Raw genomic sequence first — 18,373 nt, 5'->3', positions numbered from 1 at the left:
TGCTCACAAAAAAATTAATCTAGCGCGGCCAGGCCTGCATCGCGAGGCGCCCGGTCTCAAACAGGCTGTCGCGCGTGGCGCCGTCCGTCGCCTTGATCGCCATGCCGCGAATAACAGCCTCGAAGAATGCCGCGAGCCCGGCGGCATCGATATCTGAGGGCAGATCGCCTTCGGCCACACCGCGCCTGAGCCGGTCAGCCATCGCGTTTTCGGCCCAGTGCCGGATGCCGCGCGCGAGGTCCCGCAGGGATGCCAGTTCCGGTGGGGCATGAGCGAAAGCGAAGGAGACCAGGCAGCCCGCCGGGCAATCCTCCATCGTGAAGAGCGTGGCATGACCCTCCATCAGCGCCACGAAGGCGCTGCGGGCGTCCATCCTCGCCTCGATGACTTCGGCAAAGAAGGCCGCCGGGCCGGCGGCATAGCAATCCACCACCTCCCGATACAGCGCTTCCTTGCTGCCGAAGGCGAAATAGAAGCTGGAGGGGCTGACCTTCAGTTTGGCGATGAGGTCTTTGAAGGACGTGCCTTCGTAACCCTGTTCCCAGAACAGCTTCATGGCCTGATCGAGCGCGCGGACGCGGTTCAGCCTGCGCGGCTTGCCGCCGAGCTTGCGGGCGGGCGTTTCGCCGTCAGGCGGCAATGTCACCATGGGAAGCGGTCGGTCATCTCTGTCCCAGCATAGCTCGGCCCATGCTCCCCACAAACACGCGCTTGTGTTTTGACGATGTTGGGGCGCGGTCGCATTTTCCAATCAATGGAGTGAATGCTCCATTCAAGTTTTCGAGGGTTAACACGCCAGGGAGAATGGCAATGACACGCTTTCGTTCTTTGTTGTTGGCGGGCGCGATTGGGGTGATGACAGGCATCACCGGCGCCCATGCGATCGCCGCGCCGATCAAAAATATCGTGCTTGTTCATGGCGCTTTCGCCGACGGTTCCGGCTGGAAGCCAGTCTATGACCGCTTGGTCGCCAAGGGTTACAAGGTCAGCGTGGTGCAGGAGCCTGAAACCAGCCTTGAGGCCGATATCGCAGCCACCAGGCGCGTCATCGACATGGCGGATGGGCCGGTCGTGCTCGTCGCCCATAGCTGGGGCGGGCAGGTCATTACCGGCGCCGGCATCGACCCCAAGGTGAAATCGCTGGTCTATCTGGCGGCGCTGATGCCGAAACCCGGTGAGAGCACGGCGACGCTGGAAACGATGCCGCAATTCCCGCCGCCCAATAACGACGTGAAAACGACGCCGGACGGCCAGTATTTCTATCTCGACCCGGCCAAATATCGGGCCGATTTCGCCGCCGATTCACCGGCCAGTGTGGCGAACTTCATGGCCCATTCCCAGGTCTTCCTGTCGGTCGAGGCCTTCAAGACACCGGTGACGGCCGCCGCCTGGCAGACGAAGCCGACATGGGCTGTCCTGCCGACAGCGGATAAGACTATTAACCCAAAGCTGGAACGCTGGATGTATGACCGCGCCCATGCCCAGGTCACGGTCGTTCCGGGTTCCAGCCACACGGTGTTCCTGTCGCATCCGGATCTTGTGGTCTCGGTGATCGAGAAGGCAGCAGCGGTGCAGCCCTAATTCAAGCCGCCGCTCTGGTGTCGCTGCGCAAGGCCTCGGCATCGCGCGCTGGCGGCAGGCCGAACATCCGGCCGTATTCGCGGCTGAACTGCGAGACGCTTTCATAGCCGACGGCGAAAGCGGCTGAGCTGGCCGAAAGGTCTTCCGACAGCATCAGCCGCCGCGCCTCGATCAGCCGCAATTGCTTCTGGAATTGCAACGGTGAGAGCGAGGTGACGGCGCGGAAATGGTGGTGGAAGGTGGAGACGCTCATACCGGCGATTGCCGCCAGCCGCTCCACCCGAATGACATGCGCGAATTCGGCCCGCAGCAGCGTCACGGCCAGACCCACACGTTGGGCCGCGCCTTCCGGCCAGCCGAGGCGACGGATGGCGTCGCCATGCTGGCCCGAGAGCAGCCAGTAATGCAGTTCCCGCACCAATTGCGCGTGCAGGACGGGCAGGGCGCTCGGCCGATCGAGCAAGCGCATCAACCTGAGTGCGGTTTCCGCCACTTGGCTGTCCGTCGGTTCCGACAGCAGGGGCGCACCGCTTGCAGCCGGTGCGGTGCGCATCTGCACCGTCAGTTCCGCGATGACGGCAAGGTCGAGATCAAGCACCAGGGAGAGGTAAGGCGCGGTCTCGCTCGCTTGCGTGATCTGGCTGACGGTCGGCACGTCTGCGGTGATCATTAACGAATCCCCGGCCGCAAAGCTGAAGCTTCTGGCACCCATGGCTACCTGCTTGCGACCCTGCAGCACGAGGCAGACGAGCGGGCGGGAGATGGCATAGACCAGCCCGCTGGGTGCGGTGGCGCGGATGGTGGTGACGCCCGCGATGGGCGTTTGCGCCACCCCGGCCGCATCGGCATGGGCCGCGACATACCGGCGGACGGAGGCGAGAAGGGTTTCGGTCATGCCTGATCCTAACCTGTCCTCCTTCGGTTTGGATAGGACATCAGAGGAATAGGCAAAATCGTCCGAGGTTTCGGCAACGACGTCTGGCCGGGCCGGTCGCTATGACGTGCTGACCGAAGGCAAGGAAAAACAGCATGACCAAGATCGCGATCATTACCGGTGGCAGCCGTGGGCTCGGCCGCAGTACGGCGCTCAGCCTCGCGCGTCAGGACAGCGACGTCATCCTCACCTATCAAAGCCGGCACGCAGACGCGGAAAGCGCCGTCGCGGCAATAGAAGCCATGGGCCGCAAGGCTATCGCCTTGCCGCTCGATACCGGAACCGTCGCCAGCTTTCCGACATTTGCCGCGCATCTGCGCAGCGTGCTGACAGACAATTGGGGGCGCAGCACATTCGACCATCTGGTGAACAATGCCGGCCATGGCGATTATGCGTTGATTGAGCAGACGACCGAAGCGCAGTTCGACGCCCTGGTGGATGTGCATTTCAAGGGCGTCTTTTTCCTGACCCAAGCGCTGCTGCCGCTGATCGCCGATGGCGGCCGTATCGTGAACCTGTCATCCGGTCTCACCCGCGTTTCCGCGCCCGGCTGGGCGGCCTATGCGGCGGTCAAAGGCGCTGTGGAGGTGCTGAGCGTCTATATGGCGAAAGAACTCGGCGCACGCGGTATTGCCGTCAATACGGTCGCCCCCGGCGCGATCGAGACGGATTTCTTCGGCGGCGCCGTGCGCGACACCCCGGCCTTCAATAGCTTCTTCGCGGATATGACGGCGCTCGGCCGCGTTGGTCTGCCGGAGGATATCGGCCCGATGATCGCAAGCCTGCTGTCGGAGGATAACCGTTGGGTCAATGCGCAGCGCATCGAAGTCTCGGGCGGGCAGGGTATCTGAGCTTCAGGCTTTATGATCGCCGGTCTGGCGAGCGCGTCCTGGTCAGGATGGCAGGCAAAAACTCGGTCTAATGGCCTAGTTATGCCTAGTTCCTTCGTGAGGAGCCCTCTTCAAAAAGCGAAAAAGAAAGTCTTAAAATCAGCCGATTATTAGCAAGTCGACGTGATCCGGGAGCAAACTCTTCACAAACAGCCCGCGAAAGGCATAAATTTAGCAAGCACAAGCGGCCCGGGAGTTTCAGGTTTGACCTTAAGTTCAGAGACACCGGTCGTAATCCTGTCCCATGGCTTCGGGACGGACCAGACGGCTTGGTCAGCCATTCGCCCCTGGCTTGAAAGCCGCTTCCGCGTCATCTCCTACGATCTGGCGGGTGCCGGGCCGGACGGCGCCAAGACCTATGATTTTCGCCAGCATAGCACGCTTTTCGGCTTCGCCGACGATCTGCTCAGTCTGCTCGCCAGCCAGAATATCGAGCGCTGCATCTATATCGGCCATTCGGTCAGCGGCATGATCGGCGCGGCGGCGGCCGTCGCTGACCCGGATGCTTTCGCCAAGCTGGTGATGATCGGCGCCTCGCCGCGCTATCTCAATGACGAAGGCTATCACGGCGGGTTCGAGCAATCCGACCTCGATGGCGTCTTTGACGGTATGGCGACCAATTTCCAGGCCTGGGGCGCGGGTTTTGCGCCTGCCGTCGTCGGTGTGCCCGACAACAAGGCCATCGATGAATTCAGCCGGACCTTGTTCCAGATCCGGCCGGATATTGCTTTGGCGACGTCGCGTACGATCTTCCAGTCGGATATGCGCGCCGTTGCCCGCAGGCTGGAACGGCAGACCCATATCCTGCAGACGGCGCGTGACCTTGCCGTGCCGCAGGATGTTGCGGCCTGGCTGAATAAGTCGATCGACGGCTCGACGCTCGATACGCTGGATGCCGAAGGCCATCTTCCGCATATGACCGCGCCTGATGAGATTATCAGCGTCTTGGAGCGTCGTTTGCTGCCGACCTCAAACCTGGCCTGATCCATCATGGTTTTGATGCCGGTGATACAGCCAGGGGCGACGGGCCTTGGTGCCTTGACCTGTTTTGCCAGAATGGCGGCGGGGGCGGATTTTGCCCTGGCCTTTCAGGCGGGAACTGACGGGCTGGCCGTGCCGCTGGCTTCCGACCCTGGCCCTTTGCCCCAGCCTTTCGCCCTTGGCCGTGCCAAGCTGGAGACGATCGACTGGTCCGGCGGTCCCCGCGATGTCGCGGGCCTGACCTTGCCGAGCGCTATTCTACTGGCCTTCGATCAACCCGCGCAGCAGGTGATGTTCGTCGCCAGCCCCTTTGCCGAGGAGACGCGCAGCGGCGTGCTGCTGATCTGGCTCGCCAATAGTCCGCGCCGCTGCGATTGCCCGTTCCGCGACAATATCGGCGCCAGCGTGCCGCTGCTGCGGGCCGCCTTCGGGCAGATGATGGCCGGCCAGCATGAGGTGATGGACCGCAAATTGGCGAGCGATCGGTTTCACGATCTGTTCGAGACGGTGCCGACCGGTATCGTCGTGCTGGACGGCGACACCACGACCGCGCTGGTAAATGAGCGGGCGGCCGTTTTGCTGGACGTGCCGGCGGGGGAGGCCGATGCCAGTCAGGTCGGCGCCCAGATGCGGGCGCTGCGCGACCGCTGCCGCAACCGCGACTCCCTGGCGGATATCTATGCGCCGCTGCAGCAAGACCTCGATTACTCCTCGACCGCCGTCTGGGTGACGGCGGAGCAGCATATCGAGGTCGATACGCATCCTATTCTCGGTCATGGCAGAAACGGCCGTATCTGGCTGTTTCATGACGTCTCGGCGCGGGAGAGGCTGGAGGAGGAGCTTCGCCATAAGGCGGATACCGATGTGCTGACCGGCCTCGCCAATCGGCGGCGCTTCTTCGAAATCGCCAATGCGGCGGTCCAGCGCGCCCATGCGGGCCAAGGCGGGGAAGGCGAGTTGGCGCTGCTGCTGCTCGATATCGACCACTTCAAAGCGATCAACGATCAGCATGGGCATCCGATGGGCGATGCCGTGCTGCGGGATCTGGCGCAGCGACTGCAATCCATTTTGAGAACGCGGTCGCGGGACCTTATCGCCAGGGTCGGCGGCGAGGAATTCGCGGTGCTGCTGCCGGCGACGAATGCGGAGGAGGCGAAGCTGGTCGCCGGCAGGCTGCGTACGGCCATCGCGGATAGACCGATCGTTTCGGGCGAGACGCATCTGCCCGTCACCATCAGCCTTGGCGGCGCGGTATTGTCGACAGAGGACAGCACAACGCCACGCAGCCTGGAAGCTCTGCTCAAAGTCGCGGATGACAAGCTGTATCTTGCCAAGCGCGGCGGGCGGAACCGCGCTGTTTTCGACTGATCTGCGGTCCTGACAGTGTCCTGTCCGTTCTGCCGCTTTTATTTATATGTGGAGCGGATACGCTCGATCAGATCCTCGCTGCGCCGCCGCCGGTCCGACTTGATAAGCGCGCGCTCCGCCCGTTCGATGAAACGGATATCCGAAGGCCGCAACACATGGCCGCGCTTCACCCGCTGTTCGATCCGCAGCAGAACGCGCAGCCAGAAATGCACATAAAGAAAGTCGATCAGTTCCATGAAGTACAGAATGGAACTCCACAACTCCACCAAAACCACGAAGACCAGACCGATGATGAGATAGGAATTGACGAGAGACGCCATCCAGCGCGGCAGGTTCTGATAGGCCCAGGGCAGGCCGTTCTTTTCGAAATCGAGCGCGACGGGATGCGGTGGCAACGCGATATTGACGAGATTCGGATAGGTCCCGGCATCGTTGATAAGGCTTGCATCGCGGTGGGCATTGGCCATGGCCTGCAGCAGCAGATAGAGAATGGCTTGCGACACGTGCTTGTTGGCGACGACGGTAATATTCGCCGCCATCATATGCACGTCTTCCGGTGGGATGCCGCCTTTCAAGTCGAAAATACCGCGCAGCAGGGTGATGGCGTGCAGCGACGGGTTCAGCCGCGCGATGGTTGCGGAATCGCGCAAATTCATCAGTTGCAGACCGGGGTCGTGGGCCAGCCTCTCAATAAATCCGTCCTGCGGATCTAGCATGAAAAAGCCGGCATCCGCCTTGCCCTGGTCCAGATCCGCGACTGCGTCCGCGATCGGCATATGCACGATCCGGCTGTTCGCGGGCGTTACCCCGTATTGCGCGAGCAAGGCGAGTGCGGCTTCGCTCGATGCGCTGCGCAGCGGGGGCATGACGATTAGGCGGCCCTGCAGCGCAGCCGGTTCTATGGCGCCCAGCGATGTCGCGGTGAAGATGAAGAGCGGTTGTTGTTCTATGGCACCCAGCGACAGCGTATGCCGGTATTCTTCAGGGTCGAGCGACTGCGCGACGAATCCTATCGAGATGCCGTCCTGGCGGTCATCGACGTCCTTTGCGATATCGAGCGAATTCGGGACAGGGTGAAGGTGGACCTTAATACCAACATGTTGCAACGTGGCGTGATAGCTCTCGGCATCCTGATAATAGCTTCCGCCGACCGGCCCGGTCGCTATCGTGATCTGCGACGGCGGAAGAACGCGATAGGCCGCCACCAGCAGGGCGATGACGGCGGCGACGCCCAGGACCATATTGAATTTGCGTGCGGCCCTGCGGTTGTCTTCTCGCGCTTCTGTCTCATCCGCCATTGATCTTGCTGCTCTCTGTCAGGTCGGAGGGGCGTCTGCGCCGCGTCACTTGGGCCGCGAGATGCGATCGCAGCTTCTGTACGCCAATGAAACCAGTCTGAAGGATGAGGCCGTAGCCCAAAACGCCGATTGCGAACACCCATAATCTATCGCCAATGGCCTGGAACTGGTCCGCCTGGCGCAGGATGGAGGAGATGCCTTCATGTACGCCGATGGCGGCGGCACTGCCAGATGACATAACCAGCACGAAATAGATCCTGGCCAGATTGGGCAGCAGAAGCAGGGCCGCAAGATGAGACCCGACGCGCCAGTGTCGCAAGGCTTCAGCCGCACTTTCCGCGATCACCGAGGCCGAATAAGGCAGGAGTGAGAGCGCCACCGTAAACTGCCGACTGATGACGATATCATTGCCGAATATCGTGATCCGGTGGGGCAGGATGTTGAGAAGAAAGAACATGACAACAAAAGTCGGTGCCGCGCGGAGCAGCTGGACGATGGCATTTGGCAGCAGGCGTATCGGCCCGCGTAGCGCCCAGACGATAGCCAGCGGCGCGCCGAGGGAGCAGCCCATGACAAGGGCCATGGCCGCCATCCAGAAATCCCGGCCCATCCCGATAAGCAGGTCGGAGAAGAAGCCTAGTGTGAGATGAGGTGGCATCGGTTCAGGCGGCGTTCAGATAGCGTTCGAGCATGAACCTTGTCCTGCCACAGATCCAGACCACGATAAGAACAACGAGGACGTAGAAAATCAGCATCAGCCAATAGGTCGCCTCCCGGTCGCTGGAAAAGGACGTGCTGTCGGTAAGGGCATTGAGCAGTTCCGGCGCGCCGATGAAGCTTGCCATCGGCGTCGCTTTCGTGGCGTTGATCAGGAAAGACATGATCTGCGTCACCGATCGGCGGAGTGCATGGATATAGAGGGTCGTCTCTGTCATGGGCGGCCCGATGAGGGGCGGTTCCTGCTGCTCCTCGCGCAGGCTGGCCAAGGCTTCCGAAATGGCCTGGCCGGCATTGCCGCCGTTGATGAGGCCGAGGGCGAGGATGGCGGCGGAAATGGCAAGCGTTGATGAAAAGGCAAAAATGGCATTCGCGGCCGAGGCCGCGATGACGAGGGACAGCACGGGCGGCGTGGATTGCAGCAGCATGACGACGCCCCGCATGGGCCAGCGGAGGAGCCTTGACTGAAGGCTGAGCGCCCGCCCGATCAGCAAGGCGAAGGCGAGCGTGGACAGCAGCGTGCCGAAAACGAGAATGAGGGAATTGCGGATACCCTCCCGCACGAGATCCCAGGCCGGTTGCAGCTTGAAGATTTCAAGCCCGACTTGAAGGCCAAGCCGCTCCGCAAGCCAGTTCTGGGTCGCATCCACCGCACCGGCAAAGCGCGTCTCGGTCATATCGCTGCGGTGCGGCGGCAGCACGCATCGCGAATTGGTGAAGCCATTGGCCGCGTTGCAATCCCGCCTCAACCAGACGGCGCGCTGCTGTGTCAGGAAGGACAGGCCGAGCGCGTTGGCCTGCGCGAGTTTGAGAAAGACACCGTCGCGGTGGAAGATTTCGCTCATGAGGGCAAGGGCGTCGGCCAGCTGCGCGCCGTCTTGGATGGGGGTTGCCATGCCCCAGGGCAGTGGATCGACGGTGAACTTCACGCTGTATAGCGACCGGAAGCGCGGATCGGTGAAATAGCGAGCGAAGAACGTGTCGTCCTGCGCGATGAGCGCACAAGTTCCGGAATTAAGCTCATCCACCAGTTGCTCGGGACTGGCGAAGAGAAGCAGGCGGGCACCGGCTTCGGCAAGACCGGGATTGCTGGAATCGCCTACCGTGACGCAGATGGTGCGGCCGCCAATGGTTCGCAGCGTCAGCGCCGGATGGGATTTCGCCCCGATGATGGCGGTGGATGACGCATAATAATGCGGGCGGATGAAGCGGGCCTGGCTGTCGCGCAGGGTCGTGTCGCCCATGGTCGCGATGGTGACATCGATGCGGCCTTCGGCGAGGGCCGCGATACGGTCGGCCGGTGTCACGGTGACCAGCGTGGTTTTGACGCCCAGCATGGCACCGATCCGCTGTGCGATGGCGATTTCGAAACCTGCACGGCCATGGGCGTTCATGACGGCAAAGGGCGGATAATTGTCACGCACGCCGATCCTGATGCTGCCCGCGCAGAGGATGGCGACCAGCCGGCTGGTGGGGGCGATGCATGAATGCGCGGCCTCAGTATGCGCTTCAGCCAGAAGTTTCGCTAACGCGACGTCGGGCGAGGAGAGTGCGCTCGCCGGTTGCAGGGGGGCAGGGGCATTGGCCGCGCGGGCCGAGAGCGGCAGGCAGAGCGAGACGACGATCAGCAGGAGCCGCAAACCTGCGCGCAGAGGCGACGCCGGCCGGACTGTCGCCGTCATTCGATACCCGAATCCGCGGCGCCGATGCTGAGCATATGGACGCGGACGAAACTGTAGACGCCCAATCGGTAGATGGTTTGCCCGTCCTCGCGCGCGAGAATATCCGGTGACATAATGGCGAGCTTCTCCCGCGGCAGGGGGATCAGGACGGAGGTGAGGATGGTGGCGGAGAGGCCGAATGCCGTCAGCCGGCGCCGCGTTTCCGCAAGATCGACGAAGGCGTTGTGCGTGATGACGGCGCGGCCACCCGGCGCGAGATGCGCGGCGAGACCGTCCAGAAAAGGATCAAGCAATAGGCGCCCGTCATGGCCGCCGCAGCTCCAGCTCGGGAGCCGATCGGAAAACTGCAGCGCGTCGGTCGGAAAATGCGGAAGATTGGCGATGATGAGATCGAAACGGCGTCCTTCGACCGGGGTCCAGAGTTCGCCAAGGAAAAGTTCGGCTTCGGCGCCAATATCCTTCATCATCCTATGGCCGGTGCGGATAGCCTCCGCCTCGCAATCCACCCCATAGAGCGCCCGCGCGCCCATGCGGGCGAGGGCCGCGAGTACGACGCCGCTGCCGAAGCCAATTTCGAGTACGCGAGCGTTTTCGACGAAGGCGCCCATGCCCAGCACTGTCTGGATGAGAGCGGCCGTATATTCACTCGGCCGCAGCATGTGCTGTGCCTTCGTGAGCGGAAGGTCGGAGATGACGTCAGACATGCTGGACATGGCAATCTGGGCAAAGAAAGAAATACGCCCATTGCCACGGAACCAGCAGGGGCAGGACCAAACCAATATAGCAGAAGCATGCCATTATAGCTTGGGATAATGTTTCAGCAATGATCATGCGCCATGGCGCCAAGGGTGCTGGCAGGCCAGGCTGGCGGCTGGGTCGTATTGTCGACCCGGCGCCGCCAAGCGCCTTGCCGACAGCGGCAAGATGCAGCACTTGCGCCCTTTTCGCCGATACAAAAGTCGGTTGGGTGCAGAAAAGAGATTTCTGCTTGTCCGGTGCATCGGTCTCTTCCCGGAAGGTCTTCTAAATTGTCTTGTCATATAAGGTATCAAGCCGCGCATAGTTATTGCGCCATCGATAGTAGATATGGACCGAAATCCTCGCCTTCCGGCCAGCGAAACGGACGCCTCTGAGCGTTCGCGGAGCGCCTTGCGTCTTTTCAGGCCGCCGATATGCGGCGGCGAAGGCGCGGATTTCAGGGAACTGGCCAGTATCGATTTTGAAAGCCGAGACATAAAATGTTTGAAATCAATAAATTATGAAACTGAAATCCAGGATAGTCTCGGCTCAAGCGTTCTGGCGGGTCGCAGGCCCTGTTGCGGTTGTTCAGTTTGATCATTATAAATCAAAGCATAGCGTTCGAACTTTCTTTTTGGTCTTCGCGAGCAATAGATGGCAAGGTTGGATACGGTGGACCTTCGTCTGCTGCGCGTATTCTCCACGGTTGTGGAGGCGCGGGGATTCAGCGCCGCGCAGACGATGCTGAATGTCAATACCTCGACGATTTCCAACCAGATTTCCGCGCTGGAAACCCGGCTTGGGGTCAAGCTGTGCCAGCGCGGGCGGGCCGGTTTCAAGTTGACGGAAGACGGCGCGACGATATTTTCTGAGGCGCAACGCTTGTTCTCGGCGATCGACGGTTTCGATATGCGCGCCAGCGCTCTGCGCGCGAAAGTGCGGGGCACGCTGAACATCGGCATATTGGATAATACGATCAGCGATCCGCAGGCTAAGCTCGATTTGCTGTTCCGGCAGTTCACGGCCGCGATGGGCGATGTGCAATTGAACATCGAGGTGAAGTCGCCGAACGAGTTGTTACGCGACCTGCAGGACGGCAAGCTTCACGCTGTGATCGGGAGTTTTCCGAAGCTTCTGCTGGGACTGACCTATGTCAGGCTCTACGAAGAGCAGCATTTTTTCTATTGTGCGGCGCGGCATCCATTATTCTCGCTCAATGCGCGTCAGATCACGCAGGACCTTCTGGCCGGGCATCGTTTTGTGACGCGCGGCTATTGGGGGGCGCGTGACACCAAGCATCTGCGCACCGACCGGGCCCGCGCTTCGGTGAATAATATGGAGGCCGCCGCCAGACTGATCCTGTCGGGGGATTACCTCGGTTACCTGCCCGAGCATTACGCGCGACCTTGGGTGCAGGACAAGGTGCTGAAGGCGCTGCTGCCACAGGACCTGACCTATCAGGCGCCGTTCGAGGTGGTCTTCGATCCGGCAAAGCAGAGCCTGCCTTCGCTCAAGATGTTTCTTGAGATTACCCAGGCGATTTTCGGCGCGGGTCCTAGCCAGGCGGCGTGAGCTTTCGCGGCGGCCGGATCCATCGCGGCGCACCGCAAATTTGCCCGAAATCAAGGCATTCCCAAAGGGCGGGCGGCAGTTTCGGAGGTTTGTTTCAAAACAATCAAACTAATGCGTGCTGAGCCAGTATTTTTTGCGCTGGCGAGCATCCGTTAGCCATGCTTCTAGTTCGATCTTCATCTGTTCAGGAGTGCCGCCGCATGGCCAGGCTCGGTTTCACGCCCCGTCGTTTCTACGGGATCGGCGCTTCAGGCTTTGCGCTATTGCTCGGCTTGGCGACACCTGCGGCGGCCCAGGGGACGCTGAATGTCCTGACCTGGTGCGATCACGAAGATCCCACACTTCTGCAGCCCTTCGAGACCGCGAATGATGTGAAGGTGAATTTCAAGGATATCGGCAGCACCGCCGATGCCCTGGCGATTCTCGGTCAGTCCAAGCCCGGCGACTGGGATGCGATCGTCATGGACGAGACCGATACCGGCCGCCTTGAGGGCATGGGGCTGCTGGCGCCGCTGAACAAGGCGGACTATCCCTTTGCCACCATCCCGTCGCAACTCCAGGACCCGTCGCTGACCTCGGTCAATGGCAGCCTGTATTCGGTGCCGGAGAAATTCGGCTATAATACGCTTGCCTATAACAAGGCGAATGTCGACCCGGCGGCAATGCAGGACATCAACGCGCCCTGGCAGCCCCAGTATAAAAGCCGCGTGGCGGTCTATGATTACTATGTGCCGGAGATTCAATATGCCGCGCTCGCGCTCGGCTTGAATCCCGAAACCATCAGCGACGCCGATCTGCCGAAAATCAAGGCGAAGCTGGAAGCGCTGAAGGCGAATGCGGCGATGGTCGGCGACGTCACCAGCACGCAGCAGGCGCTGACGACCGGCGCCGTCGATATTCTGGTCGGCGGTGGCGAATGGGTGACGGCCGGGATCGCCAAGGATCAGCCGAACCTGGATTTCACCATTCCCAAGCAGGGTGGCATCCGCTGGCAGCAGGGGCTGGCCGTGTTTGCCAATTCAAACCGCAAGCCCATGGCCGTGAAGTTCATCCAGTATATCCTCAGCCCCGAGGGGCAGGCGCGTTTGGCGACCTCCGCCTGCTATTGGGGCATGCCGGCCAGCACCGCCGCCGCTCTGACGCCCGATCAGAAAGAGATTTTGCGCTGGAAGGACCAGCCCGACTATCTCAAGGCGTCCTACACCTATCTGAAGATGACGCCTGAGATGGATAAGAAGCTGCAAGCGCTCTGGGCCCAGGTGATGCAAGGCAAATGAACCGGTCTGCCTGGGGCGGCGTCGGATTCACGCTGCCCGCCTTGCTTTGGATCCTGCTGTTTTTTATCGGCCCTGTCCTGCTGATGGTGGCCGCCAGCCTGCACCCGTTGACGGCTGCCGGTGTGCCGAGCCCGCAATGGGGGCTCGGCGCCTATCGCGCCTTTTTCAGCCAGCCCGCCTATGTGCAGGCGCTGATCGATTCCGTGGTGACCACGATCGTCGTCACGGTGCTCAGCACCGTGATCTCATACCCCTTCGCCTGGAGCATCGCCTGCGTGGTGCCGGCGCGCTGGCAGCGCCTGGCGCTGATCATGGCCATTCTGCCGTTCTGGACCTCCTATGTCGTGCGGTCCTATGCTTGGCTGCTAGCCATTTCCCCGGTCGGGCTGGTCAACAAAGCCTTGTTGGCCCTGCATCTGATCCATCGCCCGCTGATGCTGGCCTATAATCCGCACGCGACGGAACTCGGCTTCGTGCATTTCTTTCTGATGCTGAACACGCTGACCATCTATGCCAGCCTCAAGCAGATCAACCCGCGCTACGAACTGGCGGCACGCGATCTGGGGGCCTCGTCCTGGCGGGCCTTCTTCGGCATTACCTTGCCGCTGAGCATGCCGGGTGTCGCGACCGGCGCGTTTCTGACCATCGTGCTCACCATCGGCGATTATGTGACGCCGCAAATTCTTGGTGGCTTCCGGCAATTGCTGCTGCCGCAGCTGATCATGATGCAGATCCAGCGTCAGCTCGATCTTGCCTCGGCCTCGGCCATGTCGCTCATCCTTACCGCCATTGTCGCCCTGGCCTATCTCGGCCTGCAGCGCTGGCTCAGGCTTTCCCGGCTATGAAGACCCTTACCCTTTTCGCCAGTCTCTATATGGCGCTTTGCTACTTGTTCATTTTCCTGCCGGTGGTGGTGCTGGTGCTGTTCTCCTTCCAGGCGGGCAATTTGCCGGTACCGCCGCTGAAGGGGTTGTCGCTGCGCTGGTATTTGGCCGTGTTTCACGATGCCAGACTGATGGGAGGCTTCGGCCATTCACTGGTGGTGGGCGTCGTCTCCTCCGCGCTCTCGGTACTGCTCGGGTTTCTGGCGGCCTACGGTCTCGCCCGCTACGACATGCCGGGGAAACGTTTCATCCGCGGCATCATTATGCTGCCCATGGCGGTCTCCTACCTTCTGGTCGGCATGGGGCTGCTCGTCTCCGCCTCTGCTTTGGGCGCGGCGCCGGGCCTGCCCACCGTGATCATCGGCCATGTGGTGATGAATATGCCGCTGGCCTTCGCCATCTGTCTGGCGCAGCTGGGCGAGCATCAGCGGCGCATCGAATATGCGGCAAGGGATTTGGGCGCCGGCACGCTGCGCGTGCTGCTGACCATTACCGCGCCGATGATCGCGCCCACGCTGATCGCTGCCTTCTGCATGTGCTTCACCCTCTCCTGGGATGAATTCCTCATCGCCTTTCTCAACACGCGGTTCGACGTGACCTTGCCCGTGGTGATCTGGGGCCTGTTGAGAGGCGGGTTGACGCCTGAGACCAATGCCGCCGGCGCTTTGATTTTCCTCATTTCCATCGGCCTGATGCTGGCCGTCGAAATTCTGCTGCTGAGAAAGCGCCGGGCATGAATCATCTCGAAATCGATACCGTGACCAAGGTTTACGATGGGTCGGTCGCGCTGGCGGGCGTTTCCCTCAGTGTCGCGGCGCATGACTATGTCGTCATGCTGGGTCCGTCCGGCAGCGGCAAGACCACGCTTCTGTCCGTGCTCGGCGGGTTTACGCCGCCGACCTCTGGCCGCGTTCACATCGCCGGCCAGGACGTGACGCATCACGGTCCGGCCAAGCGGCCGACCGCGACCGTGTTCCAGGATTATGCGCTGTTCCCGCATATGAGTGTCGCCGACAATCTCGGCTATGGTCTGAAACTGCGGCGAATGCCGAAGCCGCAGAGGGTGAAGACCGTGGCAGCGACGCTGGAGATGGTCGGGCTCGGTGGTTACGGCAAGCGCGGCATTCATGAGTTGTCGGGTGGCCAGCGCCAGCGTGTGGCCGTCGCCCGCGCGCTGATCGTGGAGCCCGAGATCCTGCTGCTGGACGAGCCGCTCGGCGCGCTCGACCTCAATCTCCGCCGCCAGATGCAGGATGAGTTGCTGGCTTTGCAGCGGCGCACCGGGCGCTGCTTCGTGCATGTGACGCATGACCAGGAGGAGGCGATGGCCCTGGCCAGCGTCGTGGTGGTGATGAATAAGGGGCGGATCGAGGATTACGGGGCGCCGGCCCGCGTCTATGCCCGTCCTCGCACGCGCTTCACGGCCAATTTCATGGGCGAGAGCACGGAAATTGCGGCCCGTTTCGAGGGCGGGCTGGCGCGCACCGCTCTGGGTGATTTTCCGCTCTCTGCGCCGCCGCCCGAGGGCGCCACGGGGCTGATCATCCGACCCGAAAACATCATCGCGGACGGAACCGGCCCGATCTCCCTGGGCCAGGTGCGCTTGACGGACAGCTTGTTCCAGGGCGCCTATATCCGCGCCGAAGCGAAGGCCGAGCCGAGCGGGCAGGCTTTGCGTCTGCGCTTGGCCGGCAATGCCACCGCCGTGCCGGGCGATGTGCTGACCCTCTCCTGCCGGAGTGAAGATCTTGTCCCGGTTTGAAATCACGACCGCCGACCAGTGGTTTGAGGCGATCCGGTTCGCGGACAACGTCACCTTGATCCACGAGCCTTGGATCAAGCCCTATTTCCGCTGCAATATCTGGCACGTGCGCGGGCGGGATGCCGATCTGCTGTTCGATACCGGGCTTGGCGTCTTTCCCCTGCGTGGCGCTGTGGCGAAGCTCGCCGAGCGCGAGCCGATCTGTGTCGCCAGCCATACGCATTACGATCATATCGGCGGGCATCACGAATTCGCCTGCCGCTGCGTGCATGCGGCCGAGGCCGGCATTCTGACCTGTCCCGAGAATCATCTCACCCTCGCGGACGGCTATGCGACGGATGCGATGTTCGATGGCTTTCCGGCAGGATGGGATGCGGCGTCTTACCGCGTGCGGCCGGCCCCGCCGACGCGCGTGCTGGCGGACGGCGATGTGATCGATCTGGGCGATCGTCAGTTCCAGGTAGTCCATACGCCCGGCCATTCGCCGGGCGGCATCGCGCTGTGGGAACAGCGGACAGGCACGTTGCTGTCCGGCGATGTGGTCTATGACGGTCCCTTGATCACCGATACCTATCACGCCGATCTGGGTGATTATGACAGGTCAATGGACAGGCTGGACGCCTTGCCGGCGGCGGTCATCCATGGCGGGCATTTCGGGTCATTCGGCCGAACCCGGCTGCGACAGCTGATTAGTGAATATCGCGCCGGGCGGCACGCACCGGGATGCCATCTGAACCCGGCGTAGGCTGCCCCGCGACGGCCCCGCTACGATGTCGCCTCATCGTCAAGGCCGGACCAGATCGCGCGGACATGCTGCTTGATCAGCAGCGCTTCTTCCCAGCGGTCCGACAGTTCAAGTCCGTCCGGTCCGGTCATGGCATATTCATGCGGGCCGAGTTCGCACAGGAAGTTCAGCGGCTTGGTGGTGCCGGCTCTTGCCGCTTCCGCCCGCCATTGGCGAAAGCCTTGTTGCCACCAGCCGAGGAACAGATCCAGCCATTTCGCGTATTGCGGAAATCCGAAAGGCACCTGGATCTGCTGGCGGGACGCGATGCGGCCCTGAAAGGATGCGGACCGGGCGAGCAGCCGCGCGATATGCGATTCCGTGCGCGCGCTGATCGGATAGTCGAATTCGCGACCGACGACGTAATGGGACAGATCGGCCGACAACGTCATTTCCGGCACAGCATCCAATAGTTGCAATGTCGCAAACATATCGTTCGTGATGCTGTTGCGATGCGTCTCGAACTGAAGTTCGACGCCGGCGGCATCCGCCATTTCCATCCAGCGGCGGGCGACAGGCACGGTCGCATCGACACCGAGCGGCATGACCTGGCCGATCAGGTTGATATGGGTGGCATTGAGGTGTTTTGCCAGTTCCAGCACCGGGGTCAGGCCGTCCATGCTGCTGACGAAGGCTGTGACGAGGCAGCGGAGATTATGCTTTTCAAAGAGCGGCGCGAGCGCGAAAGCCTCGTTCAACGGTGTGACGCCGGTATCGATGCAGATGCCGTCGAACCCGGCTTCGGCGACCATGGCGAAGCTTTGTTCGAGCGGCCGTTCCGGCACACCCGAGCGCCTTTGCTCCATCGCCCAGAGCGCCTGGAATACTTCCAGACGCGGCGGCACTGCTGCCGTTTCGGTCAATGCCGTCATGCCAAGTCTCCCATCCGGTCGCCGTCGCGCAGCAGGGTCGTTGCAATGTCAATCTGCGCGCCGATATAGCTGGCGCCGGGCAGGGATTCGCCAAGCCGGGTCTGGATTTCCGTGTTGAGCGCGGGGAGCGCGAAAAAGGGAATGCCCGGAAAGGTATGATGGGCGGTGTGGTAGGACATATTCCATACCAGCCAGCGCACCAGCTTCGGCCCGCGCAGGGTGCGGGTATTGCGCAAGGTATCCTGCTCATGCGTCAGACAGGTATGCTCGCCGGTATTCTGCAGGTTGTGAACCCATTTCAGCAGCATCATGGGAGCGAGCCAGAACAGAACGGCGGCCCAAGTGTGCAGTACCAGCGACAGCGCCAGAACGGCTGCATAACCGGCCAGATGCCAGCGCGCTTCGGCGATGACCTCGCTGCGCTGCGCCGGCAAAAGATAGGTCGCATAGGCCGGCAGCCGCCCGCAGGCGATGCGCAGCGTGCTTCTCATGCGCCCGTACCAATAGGTGAGACCGATGAAATAGAGGGCGTAGGAGCGGGGCGTATAGGGGCCGCGCGCCAGAAGCTCAGGGTCACGCGCGGGGTCCTGGGTATGGCGGTGATGGGCGAAATGGAAGTAGCGGTCCCAGCGGGCCGGGTAGATGGACAGAAAGCCGATCGCCGCGCCCACACCGTCATTCAGCCAGCGGGAGCGGAAGGCGGTGCGATGGCTCATCTCATGCTGACCGGCATAGAGGCAGTTCAGCATGATGCCCAGGACGATGAAGGGCAGAATTGTCCAAGCACTGGGGGCGAGCAGAATCATGCAGATAATGGCCGCCGCGACCGCCGCTATCTGGCTGAAAAGCTGGGTCAGTCCGCGAAGATCCGAGCGCGTGCTAAGCGTTTTGAGAACGGTCCCGGGGACGACCTTTGCCCCCCGCGCCGAGATCCAATCCTGCATTCCGCCTCACTCCCTGTCTCTGTGAGGATCTTTAGAGCCTGCGCGACGGACCGTCGTGACAAAAGCCGTGAAGTAAACTTCGGCTGAAC

General features: G+C 61.8%; 18 protein-coding genes. 10 read left to right on the top strand and 8 right to left on the bottom strand.

Translation table 11 applies throughout. From position 1 onward, the window contains the following. Positions 1 to 19: 19 nt before the first annotated feature. Entirely contained in the window at positions 20 to 649 is a 630-nt protein-coding gene (locus tag ACELLULO517_RS17930) for a TetR/AcrR family transcriptional regulator (protein WP_227308793.1), read from the bottom strand. Between the two features lie 161 nt (positions 650 to 810). Here ACELLULO517_RS17930 and ACELLULO517_RS17925 point away from each other — a divergent pair, with 161 nt between their 5' ends. Further along, on the top strand, positions 811 to 1,581 hold the full coding sequence (locus ACELLULO517_RS17925; protein ID WP_227308792.1) for an alpha/beta fold hydrolase: 771 nt from the start codon (positions 811 to 813) through the stop codon (positions 1,579 to 1,581). Position 1,582: 1 nt separating this feature from the next. Here ACELLULO517_RS17925 and ACELLULO517_RS17920 read toward each other — a convergent pair whose 3' ends face one another. Further along, positions 1,583 to 2,476: an AraC family transcriptional regulator gene (locus ACELLULO517_RS17920; protein ID WP_227308791.1), complete on the bottom strand. Its 894-nt coding sequence runs from the start codon at positions 2,474 to 2,476 to the stop codon at positions 1,583 to 1,585. 134 nt (positions 2,477 to 2,610) lie between these two features. On the opposite strand from ACELLULO517_RS17920, the gene ACELLULO517_RS17915 reads away from it, so the two are divergent. The 3 genes from ACELLULO517_RS17915 to ACELLULO517_RS17905 all read left to right on the top strand — a co-directional run bounded on the left by ACELLULO517_RS17915 (position 2,611) and on the right by ACELLULO517_RS17905 (position 5,754). Beyond that, the gene (locus ACELLULO517_RS17915; RefSeq protein ID WP_227308790.1) at positions 2,611 to 3,366 is read left to right on the top strand and encodes an SDR family NAD(P)-dependent oxidoreductase; all 756 of its coding nucleotides are present in this window, start codon (positions 2,611 to 2,613) and stop codon (positions 3,364 to 3,366) included. A 243-nt stretch (positions 3,367 to 3,609) separates the two neighbouring features. Continuing rightward, positions 3,610 to 4,389 carry an alpha/beta fold hydrolase gene (locus ACELLULO517_RS17910; RefSeq protein WP_227308789.1) on the top strand — a complete coding sequence of 260 codons (780 nt, stop codon included), beginning with the start codon at positions 3,610 to 3,612 and terminating at the stop codon, positions 4,387 to 4,389. A 6-nt stretch (positions 4,390 to 4,395) separates the two neighbouring features. Further along, complete coding sequence (locus ACELLULO517_RS17905) at positions 4,396 to 5,754, top strand: GGDEF domain-containing protein (protein ID WP_227308788.1); 1,359 nt, start codon at positions 4,396 to 4,398, stop codon at positions 5,752 to 5,754. A gap of 38 nt (positions 5,755 to 5,792) precedes the next feature. On the opposite strand, the gene ACELLULO517_RS17900 is transcribed toward ACELLULO517_RS17905, so the two are convergent. From ACELLULO517_RS17900 to ACELLULO517_RS17885, 4 genes are all read right to left on the bottom strand, one after another. Then, positions 5,793 to 7,052 carry an ABC transporter substrate-binding protein gene (locus ACELLULO517_RS17900; RefSeq protein ID WP_227308787.1) on the bottom strand — a complete coding sequence of 420 codons (1,260 nt, stop codon included), beginning with the start codon at positions 7,050 to 7,052 and terminating at the stop codon, positions 5,793 to 5,795. After that, positions 7,042 to 7,635 (bottom strand): hypothetical protein, encoded by a 594-nt coding sequence (locus tag ACELLULO517_RS17895; RefSeq protein ID WP_227308786.1) that lies wholly within the window; start codon positions 7,633 to 7,635, stop codon positions 7,042 to 7,044. The genes ACELLULO517_RS17900 and ACELLULO517_RS17895 overlap by 11 nt, the downstream gene beginning before the upstream one ends. A gap of 79 nt (positions 7,636 to 7,714) precedes the next feature. Then, positions 7,715 to 9,451 (bottom strand): transporter substrate-binding domain-containing protein, encoded by a 1,737-nt coding sequence (locus tag ACELLULO517_RS17890; RefSeq protein ID WP_227308785.1) that lies wholly within the window; start codon positions 9,449 to 9,451, stop codon positions 7,715 to 7,717. After that, positions 9,448 to 10,164: a methyltransferase domain-containing protein gene (locus ACELLULO517_RS17885; RefSeq protein WP_227308784.1), complete on the bottom strand. Its 717-nt coding sequence runs from the start codon at positions 10,162 to 10,164 to the stop codon at positions 9,448 to 9,450. Before ACELLULO517_RS17885 ends, ACELLULO517_RS17890 begins: the two co-directional genes overlap by 4 nt. A 679-nt stretch (positions 10,165 to 10,843) precedes the next feature. Between ACELLULO517_RS17885 and ACELLULO517_RS17880 the strand changes: the two genes are divergently transcribed. The 6 genes from ACELLULO517_RS17880 to ACELLULO517_RS17855 all read left to right on the top strand — a co-directional run bounded on the left by ACELLULO517_RS17880 (position 10,844) and on the right by ACELLULO517_RS17855 (position 16,429). Further along, the gene (locus ACELLULO517_RS17880; protein ID WP_227308783.1) at positions 10,844 to 11,761 is read left to right on the top strand and encodes a LysR family transcriptional regulator; all 918 of its coding nucleotides are present in this window, start codon (positions 10,844 to 10,846) and stop codon (positions 11,759 to 11,761) included. Between the two features lie 200 nt (positions 11,762 to 11,961). Next, a complete protein-coding gene (locus tag ACELLULO517_RS17875; protein WP_227308782.1) occupies positions 11,962 to 13,038 on the top strand; it encodes a polyamine ABC transporter substrate-binding protein in 1,077 nt (358 codons plus the stop codon). Continuing rightward, positions 13,035 to 13,883, top strand: a complete 849-nt coding sequence (locus ACELLULO517_RS17870; RefSeq protein ID WP_227308781.1) for an ABC transporter permease — start codon at positions 13,035 to 13,037, stop codon at positions 13,881 to 13,883. Before ACELLULO517_RS17875 ends, ACELLULO517_RS17870 begins: the two co-directional genes overlap by 4 nt. Further along, positions 13,880 to 14,659 carry an ABC transporter permease gene (locus ACELLULO517_RS17865; RefSeq protein ID WP_227308780.1) on the top strand — a complete coding sequence of 260 codons (780 nt, stop codon included), beginning with the start codon at positions 13,880 to 13,882 and terminating at the stop codon, positions 14,657 to 14,659. Before ACELLULO517_RS17870 ends, ACELLULO517_RS17865 begins: the two co-directional genes overlap by 4 nt. Then, a complete protein-coding gene (locus ACELLULO517_RS17860; protein ID WP_227308779.1) occupies positions 14,656 to 15,684 on the top strand; it encodes an ABC transporter ATP-binding protein in 1,029 nt (342 codons plus the stop codon). Before ACELLULO517_RS17865 ends, ACELLULO517_RS17860 begins: the two co-directional genes overlap by 4 nt. Continuing rightward, positions 15,671 to 16,429 (top strand): MBL fold metallo-hydrolase, encoded by a 759-nt coding sequence (locus ACELLULO517_RS17855; protein ID WP_227308778.1) that lies wholly within the window; start codon positions 15,671 to 15,673, stop codon positions 16,427 to 16,429. The genes ACELLULO517_RS17860 and ACELLULO517_RS17855 overlap by 14 nt, the downstream gene beginning before the upstream one ends. Positions 16,430 to 16,449: 20 nt before the next feature. On the opposite strand, the gene ACELLULO517_RS17850 is transcribed toward ACELLULO517_RS17855, so the two are convergent. Both ACELLULO517_RS17850 and ACELLULO517_RS17845 read right to left on the bottom strand, forming a co-directional pair. Then, on the bottom strand, positions 16,450 to 17,340 hold the full coding sequence (locus ACELLULO517_RS17850) for a sugar phosphate isomerase/epimerase family protein (protein ID WP_227308777.1): 891 nt from the start codon (positions 17,338 to 17,340) through the stop codon (positions 16,450 to 16,452). Continuing rightward, positions 17,337 to 18,284: a fatty acid desaturase gene (locus ACELLULO517_RS17845; RefSeq protein WP_227308776.1), complete on the bottom strand. Its 948-nt coding sequence runs from the start codon at positions 18,282 to 18,284 to the stop codon at positions 17,337 to 17,339. Before ACELLULO517_RS17845 ends, ACELLULO517_RS17850 begins: the two co-directional genes overlap by 4 nt. Positions 18,285 to 18,373 lie beyond the last annotated feature (89 nt).

The organism is Acidisoma cellulosilyticum (assembly GCF_020621385.1).
GTDB lineage: Bacteria > Pseudomonadota > Alphaproteobacteria > Acetobacterales > Acetobacteraceae > Acidisoma > Acidisoma cellulosilyticum.
The sequence above is the reverse complement of the archived record's forward strand: the minus strand, read 5'-3'. Positions and strand labels throughout refer to the sequence as shown.